Here is an 18,843-nt window from a genome sequence, read left to right as displayed (position 1 = left end):
GCCACGGCCTTCGACGTCCGGCTGAATTTCGCCCGCGCCAGATGCCTATTCCAGCAGTTGCAGCGCGTTGTTCGTCGCTGTCCGACCAGGCGTGATTCCCTTGCATGCGGCCCGCCCACCGGCCTTCTTTTCAATTTGTCGAAGATTATCCATGCCAATTTCTCCCTCCGATGTTTCCTTTCGCTTTACCCCTGTGCCGGGCGTTCGACGCCGTTTGCTCAACGCCGGCCTGCTGACCTCGCTGTTGTCCGTTGCCGTTGCCAGCCCGTTGGTCCACGCCGAAACGCAGAGCAAGGACCGCTGGGTCAGCGACACACTCAGCACTTACGTGCGCAGTGGCCCCACCGACGGTTATCGCATCGTCGGCACGCTGAAATCCGGGCAGAAAGTCGAGCTCATCAATACCCAGGGCGACTACAGCCAGGTGCGCGGCAGCGCCGGCGACAACGTCTGGATTCCCACCGCTGACCTGCAGGAAGTGCCGGGGCAGGCGGAGCGCTTGCCGCAACTGACCCAGAAAGCCGCGGATCTCAGCGCGCAACTGAAAACCATCGACGACGACTGGAAGACCAAGGTTCAGGGCATGCAGGAAACCCTGGAGTCGCGTAAGAAGCTGGTCGACGAGCTCGAAGCGCGGACCAAGGATTTGAACGCGCAGTTGGCCAGCGCGCAGTCCGACTTGCGCACCACCCAGGCGAAACTGGGTGACGAGAACAATCAGGTGCTCATGCGCTACATGGTCTACGGCGGCAGCATCGCTGGCGCGGGCCTGTTGCTGGGCCTGATCCTCCCGTCCCTGACCAAGGGCCGCAAGCGCAACGATCGCTGGTTCTGAAGCAGACTCAGCGCTGTCCTGCATCTACGCGCACCGAGCCCGGCATTCACCCTGCCGGGTTTTTAACGCTCACTGGCAACTTTCCCTCCATGCGCTAGTTTAGTGCGGGGCACCCTCTGCCCACGCTGTCCCCCCACCACAAGAAAAAGAGAAACCGCCCATGAAGTTCGAACCCTTCGCCCAGTCCCTCGTTGCGACGGCGCTGATCCTAGGTCTGTCCTGCGCTCACGCCGCTTCCGTGGCCCCGGCTGCCGCTGAAAACGGCATGGTCGTTACCGCGCAACACCTGGCCACCCACGTGGGCGTTGACGTGCTCAAGTCGGGCGGCAACGCAGTCGATGCGGCAGTCGCCGTGGGCTATGCGCTGGCCGTGGTCTATCCCGCCGCCGGCAACCTGGGCGGGGGCGGTTTCATGACCATCCAGCTGGCAGACGGGCGCAAGACCTTCCTCGACTTCCGCGAAAAAGCGCCGCTGGCGGCCACCGCCAACATGTACCTGGACAAGGACGGCAACGTCGTGCCGGACCTGAGTTCCAAGGGTCACCTGGCCGTCGGCGTGCCCGGCACCGTGTCCGGGATGGAAATGGCGCTCAGCAAATACGGCACCAAAAAACGCGCCGAAGTCATTGCCCCGGCGATCAAGCTCGCTGAAAACGGCTTCGCCCTGGAGCAGGGAGACGTTGACCTGCTTGGCACCGCCACCGACGAGTTCAAGGCCGACGCCAAAGACCTCGGCACGATCTTTCTGAACAAGGGCCAGCCGCTTCAAGTCGGCGACACCCTGGTGCAGAAAGACCTCGCCAAAACCCTGAAGGAAATCTCCGCCAAAGGCAGCGACGGTTTCTACAAGGGCTGGGTGGCCAAGGCCATCGTCGATTCCAGCCAGGCGGGGAAGGGCATCATCACCCAGGCGGATCTGGACAAGTACGCGACCCGCGAACTGGCGCCGATCGAGTGTGATTACCGCGGCTACCACGTGGTCTCGGCGCCGCCACCGAGCTCCGGCGGCGTGGTCATCTGCGAGATCATGAACATCCTCGAAGGCTACCCGATGCAGGAATTGGGTTATCACTCCGCCCAGGGCCTGCATTACCAGATCGAAGCCATGCGTCATGCCTACGTCGACCGCAACAGCTACCTGGGCGACCCGGACTTCGTCAAAAACCCGATCAGCCATCTGCTCGACCGCGACTACGCCGCCAAGCTGCGCGCCGCCATCGAACCGCAGAAAGCCGGGATCTCCCAGAACATCAAACCCGGCGTCGCGCCCCACGAAGGCAACAACACCACGCACTATTCCATCGTCGACAAATGGGGCAACGCGGTGTCTGTGACCTACACCCTCAACGACTGGTTTGGCGCTGGGGTGATGGCGAGCAGCACCGGCGTGATCCTCAACGACGAGATGGACGACTTCACCTCCAAGGTCGGCGTGCCGAACATGTACGGCCTGATACAAGGCGAAGCCAACGCCATCGCCCCGGGCAAGTCGCCGCTGTCGTCGATGAGCCCGACCATCGTCACCAAGGACGGCAAAACCGTCATGGTCGTCGGCACGCCGGGGGGCAGCCGTATCATCACCGCCACCTTGCTGACCATGCTCAACGTCATCGACTACGGCATGAATATTCAGGAAGCAGTCGATGCGCCACGCTTCCACCAGCAGTGGATGCCGGAAACCACCAACCTGGAAACCTTCGCCGTCAGCCCCGACACCCAAAAGATCCTGGAAAGCTGGGGCCACACGTTTGCCCGTCCTCAGGACGCCAATCATCTGGCCGCCATTCTCGTTGGCGCGCCTTCGCTCGGTGGGAAGCCAGTGGGTAATAACCGTTTCTACGGCGCCAACGATCCGCGTCGCAGCACGGGGTTGTCGCTCGGCTATTGATCTGCGCGACAGCCGAGTCACCGGACGGGGCAGGGTGCTCATGGCCGGTGACGAGGCATTGTGGTGGTTTCGGGCCACACCCTGCGCGTGATTTTGGTTGCGCGCAGGACACCTTGAAGTGTTATGTTATAACTCTATTTTTACAGGCCTGACATGGACCTGTCGGTTATAGCGCTTCGAGAGTCCACTGCGTATGCAAACCCTGTCTGTCCCTCTGCAATCTCCCAGCACGTCCATCGCCCACCCCGGCCGCCTGCAATCGATCGATGCCCTGCGTGGGCTGATCATCATCTTCATGTTGCTGGACCACGTGCGCGAGACGTTCTTTCTGCACCACCAGGTCAGCGACCCGATGGATGTCGCTCACACCAGCGTCGATCTGTTCATCAGCCGCACCCTCGCGCATTTTTGCGCACCGCTGTTCGTGTTCCTGACCGGGCTTTCCGCCTGGCTGTACGGCGAACGGCATGCGGGCAGGGGCGCGGTGGCGGGCTTTCTGTTCAAGCGGGGGCTGGTGTTGATCGCTCTGGAACTGACGCTGGTGAATTTCGCCTGGACGTTCCACTTTCCACCGACGGTGATTTACCTGCAGGTCATCTGGGCAATTGGCCTGAGCATGATTGCGCTGTCGGCGATGGTGGTATTGCCGCGCGGTGTGCTGGCGGCGCTGGGGCTGGCGATCATCGCCGGGCACAACCTGCTGGACGACGTGCATTTTGCTGTGGGCTCGGCGATGCACATTCCGTGGGCGATTCTGCATGACCGCGGCTGGATCGAGGTCGGCGACAGTGTGCGCTTGCGTACCTCGTACCCACTGCTGCCGTGGATCGGCGTGATCGCCGTGGGTTACGCCGCGGGGCCGTGGTTTGGCCGCGACGCGAATGCGGAGAAGCGCGAGATCCACCTGATCGCTTGGGGTTTTGGCGCATTGGCGCTGTTTCTCGCCCTGCGCGGCATCAACGGTTATGGCGAAAAGCCGTGGGTGGAGGGTGACACAACGGCCCACACGCTGATGAGCGTCCTCAACGTCACCAAATACCCGCCGTCGTTGCTGTTCATCAGCCTGACCCTGGGCGTCGGCTTGCTGGTGCTGGCCTGGCTTGAGCGGCAGCAGGGAAGGCCATGGCTGCGACCGCTAGTGACCTTTGGCGCCGCGCCGATGTTTTTCTATCTGCTGCACTTGTATGTGCTCAAGCTGCTGTATGTCGGCGCGGTGGCGATCTGGGGGACGACCCACGGCCAATACTTCGGGTTTACCTCGGTACTGGGCCTGTGGGGTTGCGCCGCGGTGCTCACGGTCGTGCTGTTGCCGGCAGTGAGCTGGTTCGCGGCGCTCAAGGCGCGACGCCGGGACATCGCCTGGCTGAAATACTTCTAAGCACGGCCATGCAGGACCGGCTTTAGCCGGGAAGGCGTCAGGCGCGGCGCAGGCTGCGTTCCATACGCGCCAGGCCTTCTTCCAGCATCGGCCGCGGGCAGCCAAAGTTCAGACGCACGAACTGGCCACAGTCCTCGCCGAATTCCAGGCCGTCGCTGAGCGCGACTTTGGCGTGTTCGAGGAAGAACTGCTGTGGGTTTTCCAGCCCCAGGCCGGAGCAATCCAGCCACGCCAGATAGGTGCTCTGGGGCAGGTTCATCGTAATACCGGGAAAGCGGGTTTTGATGGCCTCGGCCAGGTAATTGCGGTTGTCCTGCAGATATGCCACGACCTGTTCCAGCCAAGGAGCGCCTTCGCGATAGGCCACTTCGGTGGCTTCCAGGCCCAGGGCGTTGACGCTGTCCACCAGCCCCAGCCGCCCGGCATTGAAACGCTGGCGCAGCTCGGGGTTCTGCACCACGGCGAACGCGGTTTTCAGCCCGGCGATGTTCCAGGCCTTGCTCGCCGACATCAGCGTCACGCTGCGCGCCGCGATCTCCGGGCTCAGGGAAGCGATCGGCGTGTGATGGCGGCCGTCGAACAGCAGGTCGGCGTGGATTTCATCGGAAATGATCAGCGCCTTGCGCCGCGCACAGGCCTCCCCGATTGCGAGCAATTCGTCGCGTTCGAACACCTTGCCCAGCGGGTTGTGGGGATTGCTCAGCAGCAGCGCGCCATGGTCAGGCAGCGCGCGTTCCAGTGCCGCGACGTCGGTGGGGTATTCACCCTGGGCGTCAGCATGGAAGGGCAGATCGATGCGCGGCAGTTTCCAGTTGGCCGGCGCGTGCAGCAGCGGTGAGTAGTTCGGCGTCTGGACCAGCACCGCGCTGGATGGCGAAACCAGCGCGTGGAGCGCCATGTTCACCCCAGGCTCGACCCCGGGCAGAAACACCAGATCCTGCGCCTCGATCTGCCAGCCGTAGCGGTCGGCGAGATGCTTGACCAAGGTTTCCCGCAACGCTTGCTGGGGCACGGAATAGCCCAGCAGCGGATGCTCCAGACGGTTCTTCAGCGCCTGCACAATGGGCGCTGCCACCGGGAAATCCATGTCCGCCACCCACATCGGCAGCACGTCTTCGGGGTACTGGCTCCACTTCTTGCTGCCGGTGTTCAAGCGCTGAAAAACGTTGTTCAGATCCATGTTCTGGCCTGTCCTGCTCGAAAAAAGAGGGGATTGTGCCAGAGAATGGCGGCCTGGGTTTGCTGTCGATTTGCGGTTTGTAGGATTACTCCGTAAATGCCGCTGGAACCGTCTCCTTCGTGTCTCCCCCTCTGGAGTCACACTTTGAAATGTCGCATCTTCGCCCGCTTCAGCCCTCTCTCATGGACGAGTTGACCCGGTTTTCTGCAGACCGGTCAGGGGCGCTTATTCCTGCCAGGGACGCTCATTCATGCTCACCGTATTGCCACCTTTCTTCGATCACAGCCGCCATAAACTTGTTGTTCATGGTTTGCCCATTGCGCTCGATGTACTTGCCTTTGAAGGTGAAGAACAGTTGAGCCAACCGTTTCTTTATCGCGTTGAATTTACTTCCGTCGAGCAGGACATCGGGGCTGAGCGTGTGTTGGGGCGGGGTGCGCAGTTCAGTCTGCATGCGGCGGCGCATACGTTGCCTGTTGCGATTCGTGGGTTGCCGGTGCCTTCGGTTAAACCGCTGCGCACGTTGCATGGGGTGGTGACGGGTTTTAAACGTCTTTCCGGTTCTGCTGACGAAGCCAGATACGAGATTACTTTGCAGCCGCGCCTGGCGTTGCTGGCGCGGGGGCGGCAGTTTCGAATTTATCAGCATCAGTCGGTGCCGGAGATTGTCGAGAGTATCTTGCGGTCGCGGCACGATTTTGAGGGGCAGGATTTTCTGTTTTCGTTGGTGCGGGAGTACCCGACGCGTGAGCAGGTGATGCAGTACGGCGAGAGTGATCTCGCTTTCATTTCCAGGCTGTTGGCGGAGGTGGGGATCTGGTATCGCTTCACTAACGATGAGCGATTGGGTATTGCGGTCGTCGAGTTTCACGATGATCAGCGGCATTACGTTCGGCCGCGTGTGAGCTTGCCGTTTCGGCCGCAGTCGGGATTGGGCAGCAGTGGTGCGGATGGGGTTTGGGGATTACAGCTCAGTCATGAGGTGGTGGAGAAGAGCGTTCATTTTCAGGCTTATCACCACCGGGATGCGAACGCATGGCTGGATGGGGATGTTGATCAGACGCGGGGGGATTCCACGACTTATGGCGAGGCGTATCACTATGCCGAGCCTTATAAGGCCTTAAGCGACAAGCTGGATCAGGACGAGGATCTGCTCGGGGAAAGCGGGTTTTTTTATGCCCGGTTGCGGCATGAGCGGTATCTGAATGATCAGACGCGCCTGAGCGGTATAAGCAGCAGTGCTTCTTTGGGATTGGCGCAGGTACTGGCGATTTCCGGTGGGGCGCCCCAGGCGTTTGAACCGGGGGCGGTGATCACTGGATTGAAGCTGCGTGCGGCGCGGGACCGTAGTTTTGATTTGAGCTTTGAGGCGATTCCGTATTCCGAGAGCGTGTGTTTTCGGCCGCCTTTGCTGGTCAAGCCTGAGATAGCGGGCACTGTTCCGGCGCGAGTCACCAGTTCGCTGGCCAACGATCCCTACAGTCACATCGACCGCGAAGGCCGCTATAAGGTCAGCTTTTTGTTTGATCGCGACAACTGGAAGCTGGGTGAGGAAAGTCTTTGGTTGCGCCTTGCCCGTCCGTACGCAGGCGATACCCACGGCCTGCACCTGCCACTGATCTGCGGGACCGAAGTAGCCATTGCTTTCGAGCAGGGCGACCCGGATCGACCCTATATCGCTCACGCGCTTCATGACAGCCGACATCCTGACCATGTGACGCTGCTGCGCAGCGATTACAAACGCAACGTGCTGCGCACCCCGGCGAACAACAAGCTGCGCATGGAAGACGACCGCGGCAAAGAGCACATCAAGCTCAGCACCGAACACAGCGGCAAGAGCCAGCTGAACCTTGGCCATCTGGTCGACAACGAGAAGGATAAGCGCGGCGAAGGCTTTGAATTGCGCACCGATGGCTGGGGCGCGATTCGGGCCGGGCGCGGGGTGTTTATCAGTGCGGATGAACAGACCAGGGCGCAGGGTAAACAGCTCGACATGAGCGCGGCGGTCGGTCGATTGCAAAGTGCCGGCGATCAGTTGGAAACAATCTCGGCAGACGCTGCCATCAGTCACGCCAATCCTGCCGACGTGCAGGCACAACTCGATCTGCTGAAACAGGACCTGGACGCGCTCAAATCCTCGGTCCTGCTGCTCAGCGCCCCGGATGGTATTGCGCTGACCAGCGGCAAGCACTTGCAGCTGGCCGCCCAAAACAACCTGATGCTCAATGCGGGTAGCCACGCCGACATCAGCGTGGTCAAGAAAATGTTCATGGGTATCGGCCAGGGCTTGAGCCTGTTCGTTCGCAAGGTCGGCCTCAAGCTGATTTCCAACGAAGGCCCGGTGAGCATCCAGGCGCAAAACGATCGTCTGGAACTGCTGGCTCGGCAGGGCATAAACATCACCAGCACCGAAGATGAAATTCACATCACGGCGAAGAAGCGGATCGTCCTCAATGCTGGCGGCAGCTACCTCGCCATTGAGCGGTGCAGCATCGAATCCGGTACCGCCGGCGACTACCTGATCAAGGCCGCGCACTTCGACTTTAAAGCGAAAGCCGCACAGGAGGTTGAACTGCCGGCCTTGCCACCGCTGCTGGATATTCCGCCGGAACTGCACGAGTTCTGGCCCAGCTTCAGCGGCGGCAACATTCACTACGAGCGGAGCATGATCAAGAATGCTGCGCCGGTTAAAGAGCCTGAGCTAGTTGAGGAGGAAGAAGAGGAAGAGGAAATCACCGAAGGAATTACTCTGCGTATTGGGCTGTTCTTTGATGGGACGGGGAACAACCTGAGCAATGCGGCGGCGACGGAGCGGTGCCGACGGCAGGATCTGGAGAGTTTTAGCAGCGAAGAGCTGGAGAGCATTGCGGCGACGTGCAAGCAGTACGGGTTTGGGGAGTTTGACGGCAGTGCGTTTAACAGCGCGCCGAATAACAGTTATGGGAATGCGCCGAGTAATGTGGCGTATTTGTATCAGCTGTACCCGGACAACGCGGTGGATGGTATTTCGGCTAAAGCCAAAACCGCGTACATCAAGGCGTACGTAGACGGTATAGGCACCCGCAGCGGTGGCAAGGATGCCATCTTGATCGGGCAGGGCCTTGGCCAAGGCGAAACTGGCGTAGTAGCGAGGGTAAAGCAGGTTCCCGATCTGGTTGCAAAGCAATTGAGTAGTTTCCACGAAACTAATCCCGGCATTGTTATCCATAGTATCGAATTCGACATTTTTGGCTTCAGCCGTGGCGCTGCCGCTGCACGGCATTGCGCTAATGAAGTCCTTAAACCAGGTCGCGGGCTATTCAACGAACTGCTCCGGGGTGGCCTGGCGGGGCTGCTGAGAAGCTTCGATTCGGCCGCTGATGTGTGCATCAATTTCGTCGGTCTGTTCGATAAGGTCGCGGCCATCTCAACGCCTTGGCGCGGCGACTTTAGTCCCGGCGATGACATCAATCGTGGCGTTAATCTCTACCTGCCACCCGACTGCGCGCGGCAGGTTATCCAGCTTCAGGCGCTCGACGAGTACCGCGCCGACTTTTCTCTTAATCAAGTGCACCACACGCACCTTCAGATAGGCCTGCCGGGCGCTCACTCCGATGTTGGTGGGGGTTATCCCCCACGCGCGCGAGAAAAGTTGTGGATGACACGACCCCGCAAGGCCAGCGTTCCGACCGGCCAAAGGGTTGAATCCCATACCGCGTGGGGCCTTGCCGAGGCGGACGCCAAAGTATTACGCGAATCAGGCGTCGCCCGCGAGGGCCTTATTACGGTCAAGGCGTGGCCTGCAGCAACTAACCCTCGCGGCAAAGCCGAGCCTGTCCTACAGGACTACTGGATAACAGTGCTACTCGAACGCCCGGTGCATGGCGAACTGAGCCTCATTGCATTGCGTGTCATGCGTGAGATGGGTGTGCGTCATGGGGTGCCATTCGACGTTATTACCGAGACGGATAAACGCTTCAAGTTACCGGATGAGCTCCTGCCTATCGCCAAGCGAATTTTGCAGCGGGTGATGACGGACCGGCTGGTACGACTTGAATCTGAGGAAGAGGCGTTGCTACGAGCGCGGTACATCCACCTGTCCGCGCACTGGACTCCACTAGGCCTCTTCTTACTTAGCAAGCCAGCACCGCTGAATCGTAGGAATGTGCATCTCAACCGTCCGCAACCAGGCTATCCAGAATGAGACGTCTGGTGTTTGCAGCGGGATTGCTAATCAGCCTGAGTGCTTGTGCAAAGGGAGGCTCAGTGCCTCCACCTGTCAAGCTGCCTTATCCGGCGTGGTATGTAGGCTTAGCCGCGCCGAGGCATATGGAAGTGTGGGTGGAAAGCGTCGATGTGCTCGATCAGCGGGGATACGTTTTTTTCAACGTGCATGCCGGCGTCGCCGGTTACACGCGTAAGCCCGAGGGTTGGCACAAGGGCACATCTGGCGGGAAACCCATAAGTAACGTCGACTTACCAGACCAACTCCTTCTGCGTTGGCAATCACTCGTAGAGCCTCAAGCTTACAAAATCAGTATCCGGATACCGCAGTGGGTCCGTGAAGAGATGGTTAGACCGGAGCGTGTTCTCTGCCAGTGGAATCAGCAATGGAAAACAGACTATCGAGAGACTATCACACTCGGCATGGCACCCGGCGGGATTGTAAAAGTTTGGCTAGGCGGATCTTGCCTGAGCTTCAAAGAAGTGGGCCGCTATCAAGCTAAAGTCGAGCCGCTTGGCCCCAACCAGGACGGAAAAGGGCTGTTTTACCGTGCACCCAATCCAGCGGCACAAGCCTGGATAGATCAACACGGCATCCCTTATGGAAGTTGGTAATACTGTATCGGCATTCAAAGTTCCAGACGCGTTCTTAGTTGTAACTCCCCGAGCAGCTCAGGCCAGTGCAACAACTATCGCCCGATACAGCCCACTCGTCAGTAAGTTATTTCTCTAAACTTAATAGCGACAGAAACACGACGGGTAGAGCCAAACAACTAAATCCAGAATCACCGCAATCAAAGCATCAGTCACTAAAACCAACAACGAGCCTCAAACATGAAAGACATCATCCGCCTAGGCGACCTCACCACCCACGGCGGCGTCGTGCTTCAGGCCTTTCCGCAGACCAACCTGAACGGCAAGCCCATCGCCGGGGTGGGACACAATGTCAGTTGCCCGTTATGCAAAGGCATTTTCCCCATCGCCGAAGGCAGCAGCACCTACACGGTCGACGGAATTCCGGTCGCATTAGACGGCATGAAAACCGCCTGTGGTGCGGCGCTTATCGCCAGTGGCCCAAAAGGCGCCGTTACCAGCTGAAACAACCTGCGCTGGCCACCGACGGGCCTCGCTAGAACGATTCAGGGAGATCGACGGCGCAATGCCGTCGATCCTCGTGCCGCCCCGCCGATCGACACTAATTGTGGTCGCCTTTCAGTAGTTATCTGAACTCGAATGAAATGAGAAACCGCCCGTCGGCACATCATCAACCGTTATAAACTTTCAGCGCGAAACCATTGGTCGGGTCTATTCCCGCTTTCCTGAATTACATCTTCAGCGATGTCTCTTTATATCTGTGCGGTCTGCTTAGTTGACAGATCGCCGCAATAGAAAGCTGAACTTGTCGTTAAAAACCCTGATACGAAATTAGCCTGAGAAGGGAGTAAGACTATGTTCCTGCACAATAAACGTCTTCAATACACGGTTCGCGTCGCCGAGCCTAATCCGGGCTTGGCCAACTTGCTGCTGGAGCAGTTCGGCGGCGCCCAGGGCGAGTTGGCTGCGGCCACTCGTTATTTCACCCAAGCGTTGGCTGAAGAAGATCCAGGTCGCAAGGATCTGTTGCTGGACATCGCCACCGAGGAACTGAGCCACCTTGAAATCATTGGCTCGATCATCGTGATGCTCAACAAGGGCGCCAAAGGCAAACTCGCCGAAGGCGTGCAAGCTGAGGGCGAGTTGTACCGTGACATCAACGGCGCGGGCAATGATTCGCACATCACCAGCCTGCTGTACGGCGGTGGTGCTCCGCTGGTCAACTCGGCCGGTGTGCCATGGACCGCAGCCTACATCGATACCATTGGTGAGCCGACGGCGGACTTCCGTTCGAACATCGCTGCTGAAGCACGGGCGAAGATCGTCTACGAGCGTCTGATGAACGTGACCACCGATCCAGGCATCAAGGACGCCCTGGGCTTCCTGATGACCCGCGAAATCGCGCATCAGATCTCATTCGAGAAAGCGCTGCACTCGATTCAGCCGAACTTCCCGCAAGGCAAATTGCCAGGCATGCCAGAGTTCTCCCGAACTTACTTCAGCATGTCCAACGGCGAGCCGAACGTACGTGGCCCGTGGAACAGCGACGCTGATTTCGAATACGTCGAGAATCCAAAGCCGGCAGTCGATGGTGGTGACGGTACCGCTTCGGTCACGTTGAGCGAGGACGACTCGGTCACCCTGACGATGATGAAGGAGCGTCTGAAGTCTGACCTGGAAGCGGACCCGATGACCGGCGCCGACCTTGGCTCGGGTCTGGCTCAGGGTAAAGCAGAGTAGTGCGATAAGGGGAGGGCCGGTATGTAGCGGCTCTCCCGGCGATGTGATCAAGACCACGTACGACATGGAGATTCTGATGAACAAGTTATTGGAAGATTCGACGTCCAATGAAGCCAGCGAGTTGTTCAACGACAACGCCCGGCTGGACTTCACATCCTGTGTGACCCGCTTCGAAGCAGAAGCCGCAACGCTGGGGCGTGGATTCAGAACCGCGTTGTTTGTTCAGCAATTCAAGGCCGGACTGTTGCCGAAGTCCGTAAAAGGGGTTGAAAGACTCCACTAAGGCCCGTGGCTTCTAAGTTTGATGCAATAGAAGCGTCCGCTGGCCGGGCTGTCTGATCCGCTACGACTCCATCGATTTTGCCCGCGAAAGCGGGCTTTTTTTTGTCCCCGATCAGGGGGTAAAGTTGGATCCCGGCGTAGCCCCGGCATGCCCCGCCACCCGCAACGGTGCGACGGGCTGGACTGATCCGCGATTACCCGCCACTGTATTGCCTTTCGCGCGTGGGCAATGCGTATTTTCAGGCCTGATGCACATCAGGAGAGGGAGCAGATTTGAATCAGCTAAAACGCCTTGAAAGCGGGATCAAGGGCTTCGACGCACTGCTCAAAGGAGGCCTTGTGGCGGGCGCGTCATACATCATTCAGGGACGCCCGGGGTCGGGCAAGACGATCCTTGCCAACCAGTTGGGGTTCAATCACGTCCGGCAGAACGGCCGCGTGCTGTTCGCCACACTGCTGGCCGAGCCTCACGACCGGCTGTTTCATTTCCTCTCGACGCTGAGCTTTTTCGATCGCCAGGCGGTGGGCCAGAGCATCCAGTTTGTCAGCGCTTTCGACACGCTGGAGAACGACGGTCTCGACGAGGTCGTCAAGTTGCTGCGCCGCGAGATCAGTCGTCAGCATTCCAGCCTGCTGATTCTGGACGGGCTGCTCAACGCACGCTCCAGGGCAGAGACGTCGCTGGACACCAAGCAATTCATCTCCGAGCTGCAGGGCCATGCCGCTTTCGCCGGCTGCACGGTGCTGTTTCTCACCAGCTCGCAACTCGACGATGGCAGTCCCGAGCACACCATGGTTGACGGTGTGATCGAGATGGGCGAAGACATGGTCGGCTCCCGTACGGTGCGCCGGATCAAAATGCGCAAGACCCGGGGCAGCGGCGCGATCCCCGGCGCCCATGAATTCGAGATCAACGACCAGGGCATTTCCATTTACCCGCGTCTTGAATGCATGCTCACCCGAACCGGTGCGATGCCCGAACACCCTCACACCCTCCTGAGCAGCGGCATTGGCGGGCTGGACTCACACATCGGTGGCGGTCTGGTCCGGTCGTCGGTGACGCTGATCATGGGCCCTTCAGGCGCCGGGAAGACGTCTCTGGGCATCCAGTTTCTGAGCCAATGCTCTGCGCAGGAGCCGGGGCTGTACTTCGGCTTTCATGAGTCGCCGCAGCGGGCCATGACCAAAGCGCGTTCTCTGGGCGTGGACTTCACGGCGCTGCAGGCGTCGGGCGCGCTGCACGTCGTCTGGACACCGGCATCGGCAGGGCTTATCGACCGGGTGTGCTACGACCTGCTCGACAGGGTGGAGCGGCTGCAGATCAAGCGCGTCTTCATCGACAGTCTCAATGCCCTGAGTCGGGCGGCCACCGATCAGCGTCGGGTGCCGGACGTTCTCGAAACCGTGCTTGGCGAGCTTCGCGCGCGCGGCGTCACGGTTATGGCTTCCTGGGAAGCGCATCGGTTGTTCGACGATCAAACGAGCATCCCGGCGCCTGACGTCTCCGGCGTGGTCGATAACCTGCTGCTCGTCCAGTTCGTTCAGCATCGGACTGAACTTCAACGCCAGGTTTCTATTCTGAAGATCAGAGACAACGCCTACGATCCCTCGCCACTTGAAGTCGTGATGAGCAACGCTGGAATCACCATGAAGAAGGTCTGAGATATGCGATTCGCAACGTGGGGATGGCCAGAACCATTGAGTTGCCTGACCAGGTGCCTGACCCTCGCGACATCGTGGGCCCGCCGGGAAATGGCCCTCTGATGCCAACCATTCTGATCATCGATGATGAATACCTGATTGCCGATATCCTCAGCTTCGCGCTGGAGGACGAGGGCTTTCAGACCGTGGTGGCCGGAAGCGGGCGCAAGGCACTGGAGATTCTTGAACGCGAGCGCCCCGACTTGATCATCACCGATTTCATGATGCCCGGCATGACCGGTCTGGAACTTGCCGAGACGATCAAGTCTCGGGACGTGCACATGTCGACGCCTATCATGCTCATGAGTGGCGCCCAGGCGTACATGGGGGCCGAGCGGCCAGACCTGTTTGATGAGGTGATTGAAAAGCCCTTTGATATCGACCAGGTCATCGGCAAGATTCACGCCCTGTTTCAAGCCCGCCGCTAAGCCCGCCTGTAAGGTTCTCGCAGTCCATCGTTATTGCCGTTGAACGAATCGATTCAGCCCAGGGTCGATACTGATAACGCTTATTGAGATGGGCAGTGCAATGAATACCTGGTACAGCAAATCGTTGGGTGAAGGCACCGTCGTCTACCGCCGCTTACGTGTGTTGAACGAACTTCGTCATCAAGTTTGTCCCGACGCTTCCTGCCCCTATTCGCTATACATGGACGCCGTCAGCGCGGAAACCATCGTGTTGTTTGATCCCGAGCAGATTGTGCTGGCCACCGCTTTTGGCGCACTGCCGTGTGGGCAACCCCATATCAATGGGGTTCGGTTGATCGATCTTGAATACCGTCCGCTGCCCGTCACATCCCAAAGTGCACAACTGTTCAGCTCTCCACGCATCCACCCGCAACCCCGGTTCTACGCTGAATACCGCGCGTGACGAGTGGTGCCCTTGAATATTCAAGCTGATAACCGACGCAAGCCAGTTCCAGCGTGAGCGGCTGCGTTTGCTGTCAGTGCTGACCGCAGGAGAATCATCATGGCCGTGGCCGTCGTCAGACTGGAAGGTGAAGACATCCCCCTCGAACACAGGCAGTCGGGCGCAACCGCCGTCTTCCGTGTCAAAGATGACGAGGGCGCCGTACTATATTTCGAAGATGAAGTGGAAGCGGCAAAGTTGGCTGTTGAACTAAGCAATGCCGAGCAATCTTGAATTGGCAGCGGTCTGACAGAAACTTGTGCTCAGTGATTTCTCAACAGGCTTAATATCGCATCGGTGAATTCTTGCGGTGTTTCTTGCGGCACATTGTGGCCCACTCTCGCTATCACTTGCCGCCGGACTGGGCCTGCAAAGCCCCGTATCGCTGCACTGTCCTTGCGTTTCGATGAGACGCCATCGTCTGCTCCTGCCAGAATCACCGTGGGCACTATGATCGGGGGCTTCTGCGCGAGCTTCTCCTGAATCGCCGCGCAGGCAGGATCGCCCGGCGCCAGTCCATAGCGGTGTCGATAAGAATGCACGACCACGTCGATAAAGTCCGGGTTATCAAATGACTGCGCACTTTCAGTGAACCTGGATTCCGCAAATTGCCACGTTGGTGACCATAATTTCCAGAGCAAGTGGCAGAACTCATTTCGATTGGCCGCAAGGCCGGCGCGTCCGCGCTCACCGTGCAGGTAGTACTGATACCAGAGCCGTCGCTCTGTTTCGGGTGACGCAGGTGTGGTGGCTGCAGCAATGTCCTGAATGTTGTAGCCCGGGTCGCAACTGACCAGCCCGGTCACCCGTTCCGGCCACAGCGCAGCCACCACACACGCCGCGCGTCCGCCCCAGTCGTAGCCAGCGAGAATGGCTTTCGGGATATTCAATGCATCCAGCAGTGCCAGCAGGTCGGCGCCCAATGCGGCCTGTTCGCCCGAGCGGGGCGTGGCTGAATCCATAAAACGGGTAGGGCCGTATCCCCTCAGATAAGGCACGATGCAGCGGCAGCCGGCCTGGACAAGCTGCGTCGACACGTCGTCGTACGCGTGAATGTCATAGGGAAATCCGTGGAGCAATACCACAACCGGCCCATCGCCTGGGCCCATGTCGTGATATGAAACATCCAGCACGCCAGCAACTATATTCTTCACGGGAGTACTCCGGCAGACAGCAGTGAGGGAGCCCTGACGAATGCCGGGCTGACGTGTGAGGCGAAGAGGTTAAAACGATCCAATTGCGCGATTGGCAATTGCAGACTAACAACAGAGCAATGATCGAATCACCGATGCCGCGCGACGGGCGCGGGCATCGGGAGATCGGCAACGGAGCGAAGGCTAATCACCTGTCCCCCCGTTTACAGACCCATCAGGAAACCCAGGATTCGACGGTGTCGGAACCGTGTTCGGCTTTCCATTCTTTCAAGGTCTTGTGATTGCCGCCTTTGGTTTCGACGACTTCACCGGTGTGCGGGTTTTTGTAGACTTTAACGGCGCGGGCTTTGCGAGTGGTCTTCTCGGGGGCAGTAGCGTTCTTGCCCTGTTTGGATCCGGTAGGGTGATCCAGAATCGAAATAATATCTTTCAGGCTCTTATTGTATTCGCCGAGCAGCGTACGCAATTTGCCTTCGAATTCGATTTCCTGTTCCAGGCCTTTATCGCCTTTCATGGCCTCAAGGGCCGCGAGCTGATCGGCAAGGTGACGTTCGAGTTGGCGGTATTCAGCAAGTTTAGACATTGGAACTCCATGTTTCGGTTTGTTGATACTGACGTGCGGCGTTAGCACTGGCGAACATTGGAGCGCACGGTGGTGACTGGTGTGACCGTGGACACTGTAGTGCGAGTGGGTGCATGGATGCCAGTACTAACAGCAAACTTTTCTGCCTTCTTTCCTGCCTTGACTGCAAAGCTGGCAGTTCAAATGGCGCAGGCCGCTTTACAACATCAACGGCCGTCACGTTTCGGCCAGGGCTGCAGGCTGCAAAGCGGTATTCAAAGCAGGCTTCAATGCCAGGCCGCCAAACGAGGTGGTCGGGTCTACATAACGCAGCGCCGATTTAATGTCTTTCCAGCCGACGTAATTCATCAGGCTTTTAATATCCCAGCCGTTACCGGACGCCCAAGTTGCAAATCCTCGACGCATTGAGTGACTGCTGTAGAGGTCATCAGGCAACCCGGCGTCTTTAAAGATGCGCCGCAACATCGGCACCAGGCTGTGGGAATTGATGGCTTCCATGGACAGGTTGCCCCAACGATCAATACGGCGGAACACCGGACCGTGGGTCAGGCCGGCCACGGTAATCCAGTTGATATAGGCATTGACCGGGCAGAGCGTCTTCAGCGCGGGGGTGCGAAACGTGGTGCCCTCATGCTGGCGGTCGCCTTTGGTGTAAGGCAGATAAAAGCTGATGCCTTCGCCCGCCTGGGCCTGGGTGTTGCCGACGTCCAGTCTGGCCAGCTCATCGCCGCGGAACCCTCGCCAGAAACCGATCAGGACCAGGGCGATAGAGCGTCGGTGACGCATCAATGACTTGTGGTCTCCACGTGCCCAGGCAGCATCTGCCTCGTTCTCCAGCCACGTCACCGCTTGCTCGAGGTGACGCAACAGCAACGGCGCCGCCTGTTTGGCTTGCGCCGGGTGGACGACGCGGATGCCTTTGAGCAGCTGCCGCACCGTGGGCGTTTTAGTCGGGTCCGGAAACCCCTGGGTGACGTGCCACTGGGCCAGCGCCGCCAGACGCTGCTTCAGCGTGCTGATGGCGTGTTTGTCGGCGTACTCCGCGAGGTAGCGCACGATACCGTCGCCCGTGGTGGGCAGGTAACCGCCCCAGACCACTTCGAAATGTTCGATCGCTGCCCGGTAGCTGCGGCGCGTGTTGGCGCGGGTGCCTGCTGACAGGTACCGATCTGCTTTCTCCATACATACCTCAATCGACGTGACACGGGCGCTTTGCTGGCTCAAATCGCGACTTCAGCGTTTGGAAAGCGATAAAGCACTATTATCGGCTCCTGGCAGAAACATTTCCACACAACGTTTTAACTGGTATCGTGACCTGTAATAGCGTGTTACGTAACACGGTACGAAATTGTAGGAGATGGCATGGCACGCGGTGGCATTAACAAGGCGGTAGTGGAGCGGGCCCGACAGGCATTGCTGAGCAAGGGCGCTTACCCCAGCATCGACGCGGTGCGCGTGGAACTGGGCAACACCGGTTCGAAAACCACCATTGCCCGCTATCTCAAAGAGCTGGACGCCCAAGCGCCGGCCGAAGCGTCGTCCCGACAGCGCATGGGCGAAGAGCTCAAATCATTGGTTGAAAGCTTGCTTGATCGGCTGACGGAGGAGGGCGAGGAGGTCGTCGCCCAGGCCCAGGCGGACTTCGATCGTCAGCGGATAGCCTGGGAGGCCCGACTGGAAGCCCTTGAGCTGGAGCTGAAATCAGCCCGGCACCAGTGCGAATCCCAGCACGCCGCGTTGACCGAGCAGGGCGCCCAGCTGCAAACCACCCATTCTTCCTGGCAGTCGGAGCTGACGCGCAATGCCGGTCTGAGCCAGCAGTGCCAGGACCTTGAACGGCGGGTGCAGGACAAAGACCTGCAGATCCAGTCCCTCGAAGAAAAGCATGTGCACGCCCGCGCCGCGCTGGAGCATTACCGCGAGGCCATCAAGGAACAACGCGAGCAGGATCAGCGTCGCCACGAAGCCCAGCTGCAGCAGATTCAGCTTGAACAGCGAAAACTTCAGGAGACACTGGTCATCAAGCAGGATGAATCCACGCGCCTGAACCGCGACAACGAACGCTTGCTCGGCGAAATGCGTCAGCAGGTTCGGGCGCTGGCCGATCAGCAAGACCAGACCCAGCGCCTCGCCACAGAACTCCGCGAAGCGCAGATGGCCACCGCGAAAGCCGATGGCGCCCGTGAGCAGCTGCAGGAGCAGTTGGCGGCGATAAAAGTGGACAGTAAATCTCTGGCGACAGCAGTGGCACTGGCCAATGAGCGTTTGGCGCACGCCAACCAGCAGATAGCTGCCTTGACCGAAGACAACGACAGCCTGCGTGCTCAGGTGCAGCTCATCATTGCCACACCGCCGCCGATACAGACGTAAGCGACCTGCCGGTCTTCAGCTTGCGG

Annotated in this window: 17 protein-coding genes and 1 pseudogene; 14 read left to right on the top strand and 4 right to left on the bottom strand. The window is 59.2% G+C overall.

The genetic code is table 11. The features are described 5' to 3' along the window. The first annotated feature begins 151 nt into the window (after positions 1-151). The 3 genes from ACYASU_RS01560 (at position 152) to ACYASU_RS01550 (ending at position 4,101) form a co-directional block, all read left to right on the top strand. A complete protein-coding gene (locus tag ACYASU_RS01560; protein WP_423571351.1) occupies positions 152-835 on the top strand; it encodes a TIGR04211 family SH3 domain-containing protein in 684 nt (227 codons plus the stop codon). 160 nt (positions 836-995) lie between these two features. Beyond that, a complete protein-coding gene (gene ggt / locus ACYASU_RS01555; RefSeq protein ID WP_463581711.1) occupies positions 996-2,723 on the top strand; it encodes a gamma-glutamyltransferase in 1,728 nt (575 codons plus the stop codon). A 193-nt stretch (positions 2,724-2,916) separates the two neighbouring features. Beyond that, positions 2,917-4,101 carry an acetyltransferase domain-containing protein gene (locus ACYASU_RS01550; RefSeq protein ID WP_463581710.1) on the top strand — a complete coding sequence of 395 codons (1,185 nt, stop codon included), beginning with the start codon at positions 2,917-2,919 and terminating at the stop codon, positions 4,099-4,101. A 37-nt stretch (positions 4,102-4,138) separates the two neighbouring features. Here the strand turns inward: ACYASU_RS01550 and ACYASU_RS01545 are convergent, their stop codons facing one another. Then, positions 4,139-5,281 carry a MalY/PatB family protein gene (locus ACYASU_RS01545; protein WP_463581709.1) on the bottom strand — a complete coding sequence of 381 codons (1,143 nt, stop codon included), beginning with the start codon at positions 5,279-5,281 and terminating at the stop codon, positions 4,139-4,141. A gap of 250 nt (positions 5,282-5,531) precedes the next feature. Between ACYASU_RS01545 and ACYASU_RS01540 the strand changes: the two are divergent. The 10 genes and pseudogenes from ACYASU_RS01540 to ACYASU_RS01495 all read left to right on the top strand — a co-directional run. Next, a pseudogene (locus tag ACYASU_RS01540) lies at positions 5,532-7,794 on the top strand (type VI secretion system Vgr family protein); the annotation flags it as partial. Positions 7,795-7,946: 152 nt separating this feature from the next. Continuing rightward, entirely contained in the window at positions 7,947-9,464 is a 1,518-nt protein-coding gene (locus tag ACYASU_RS01535; protein WP_463581828.1) for a T6SS phospholipase effector Tle1-like catalytic domain-containing protein, read from the top strand. After that, complete coding sequence (locus ACYASU_RS01530; RefSeq protein WP_192173885.1) at positions 9,461-10,099, top strand: DUF2931 family protein; 639 nt, start codon at positions 9,461-9,463, stop codon at positions 10,097-10,099. Before ACYASU_RS01535 ends, ACYASU_RS01530 begins: the two co-directional genes overlap by 4 nt. A 219-nt stretch (positions 10,100-10,318) precedes the next feature. Further along, the gene (locus ACYASU_RS01525; protein WP_463581708.1) at positions 10,319-10,582 is read left to right on the top strand and encodes a PAAR domain-containing protein; all 264 of its coding nucleotides are present in this window, start codon (positions 10,319-10,321) and stop codon (positions 10,580-10,582) included. A gap of 351 nt (positions 10,583-10,933) precedes the next feature. Beyond that, positions 10,934-11,818 carry a manganese catalase family protein gene (locus ACYASU_RS01520; protein WP_192131726.1) on the top strand — a complete coding sequence of 295 codons (885 nt, stop codon included), beginning with the start codon at positions 10,934-10,936 and terminating at the stop codon, positions 11,816-11,818. Positions 11,819-11,894: 76 nt separating this feature from the next. After that, positions 11,895-12,101: a hypothetical protein gene (locus tag ACYASU_RS01515; RefSeq protein ID WP_463581707.1), complete on the top strand. Its 207-nt coding sequence runs from the start codon at positions 11,895-11,897 to the stop codon at positions 12,099-12,101. A 272-nt stretch (positions 12,102-12,373) separates the two neighbouring features. Then, entirely contained in the window at positions 12,374-13,762 is a 1,389-nt protein-coding gene (locus ACYASU_RS01510; RefSeq protein WP_463581706.1) for an ATPase domain-containing protein, read from the top strand. 101 nt (positions 13,763-13,863) lie between these two features. Further along, positions 13,864-14,229 (top strand): response regulator, encoded by a 366-nt coding sequence (locus ACYASU_RS01505; protein WP_463581705.1) that lies wholly within the window; start codon positions 13,864-13,866, stop codon positions 14,227-14,229. A gap of 100 nt (positions 14,230-14,329) precedes the next feature. After that, positions 14,330-14,671 carry a hypothetical protein gene (locus tag ACYASU_RS01500; RefSeq protein WP_282367967.1) on the top strand — a complete coding sequence of 114 codons (342 nt, stop codon included), beginning with the start codon at positions 14,330-14,332 and terminating at the stop codon, positions 14,669-14,671. A gap of 99 nt (positions 14,672-14,770) precedes the next feature. Beyond that, a complete protein-coding gene (locus ACYASU_RS01495; protein WP_463581704.1) occupies positions 14,771-14,944 on the top strand; it encodes a hypothetical protein in 174 nt (57 codons plus the stop codon). Between the two features lie 29 nt (positions 14,945-14,973). Here ACYASU_RS01495 and ACYASU_RS01490 read toward each other — a convergent pair whose 3' ends face one another. The 3 genes from ACYASU_RS01490 to ACYASU_RS01480 all read right to left on the bottom strand — a co-directional run bounded on the left by ACYASU_RS01490 (position 14,974) and on the right by ACYASU_RS01480 (position 17,629). Then, on the bottom strand, positions 14,974-15,819 hold the full coding sequence (locus ACYASU_RS01490; RefSeq protein WP_463581827.1) for an alpha/beta fold hydrolase: 846 nt from the start codon (positions 15,817-15,819) through the stop codon (positions 14,974-14,976). A 259-nt stretch (positions 15,820-16,078) separates the two neighbouring features. Further along, a complete protein-coding gene (locus ACYASU_RS01485) occupies positions 16,079-16,447 on the bottom strand; it encodes a histone-like nucleoid-structuring protein, MvaT/MvaU family (protein WP_192173877.1) in 369 nt (122 codons plus the stop codon). Positions 16,448-16,663: 216 nt separating this feature from the next. Continuing rightward, a complete protein-coding gene (locus tag ACYASU_RS01480) occupies positions 16,664-17,629 on the bottom strand; it encodes a tyrosine-type recombinase/integrase (protein ID WP_346630376.1) in 966 nt (321 codons plus the stop codon). 180 nt (positions 17,630-17,809) lie between these two features. Between ACYASU_RS01480 and ACYASU_RS01475 the strand changes: the two genes are divergently transcribed. After that, positions 17,810-18,817 (top strand): DNA-binding protein, encoded by a 1,008-nt coding sequence (locus tag ACYASU_RS01475; protein ID WP_463581703.1) that lies wholly within the window; start codon positions 17,810-17,812, stop codon positions 18,815-18,817. Positions 18,818-18,843: the final 26 nt, after the last annotated feature.

The sequence above is a fragment of the Pseudomonas sp. HP_12 genome (assembly GCF_055283955.1).
This window is presented reverse-complemented; position numbering and strand designations above follow the sequence as displayed.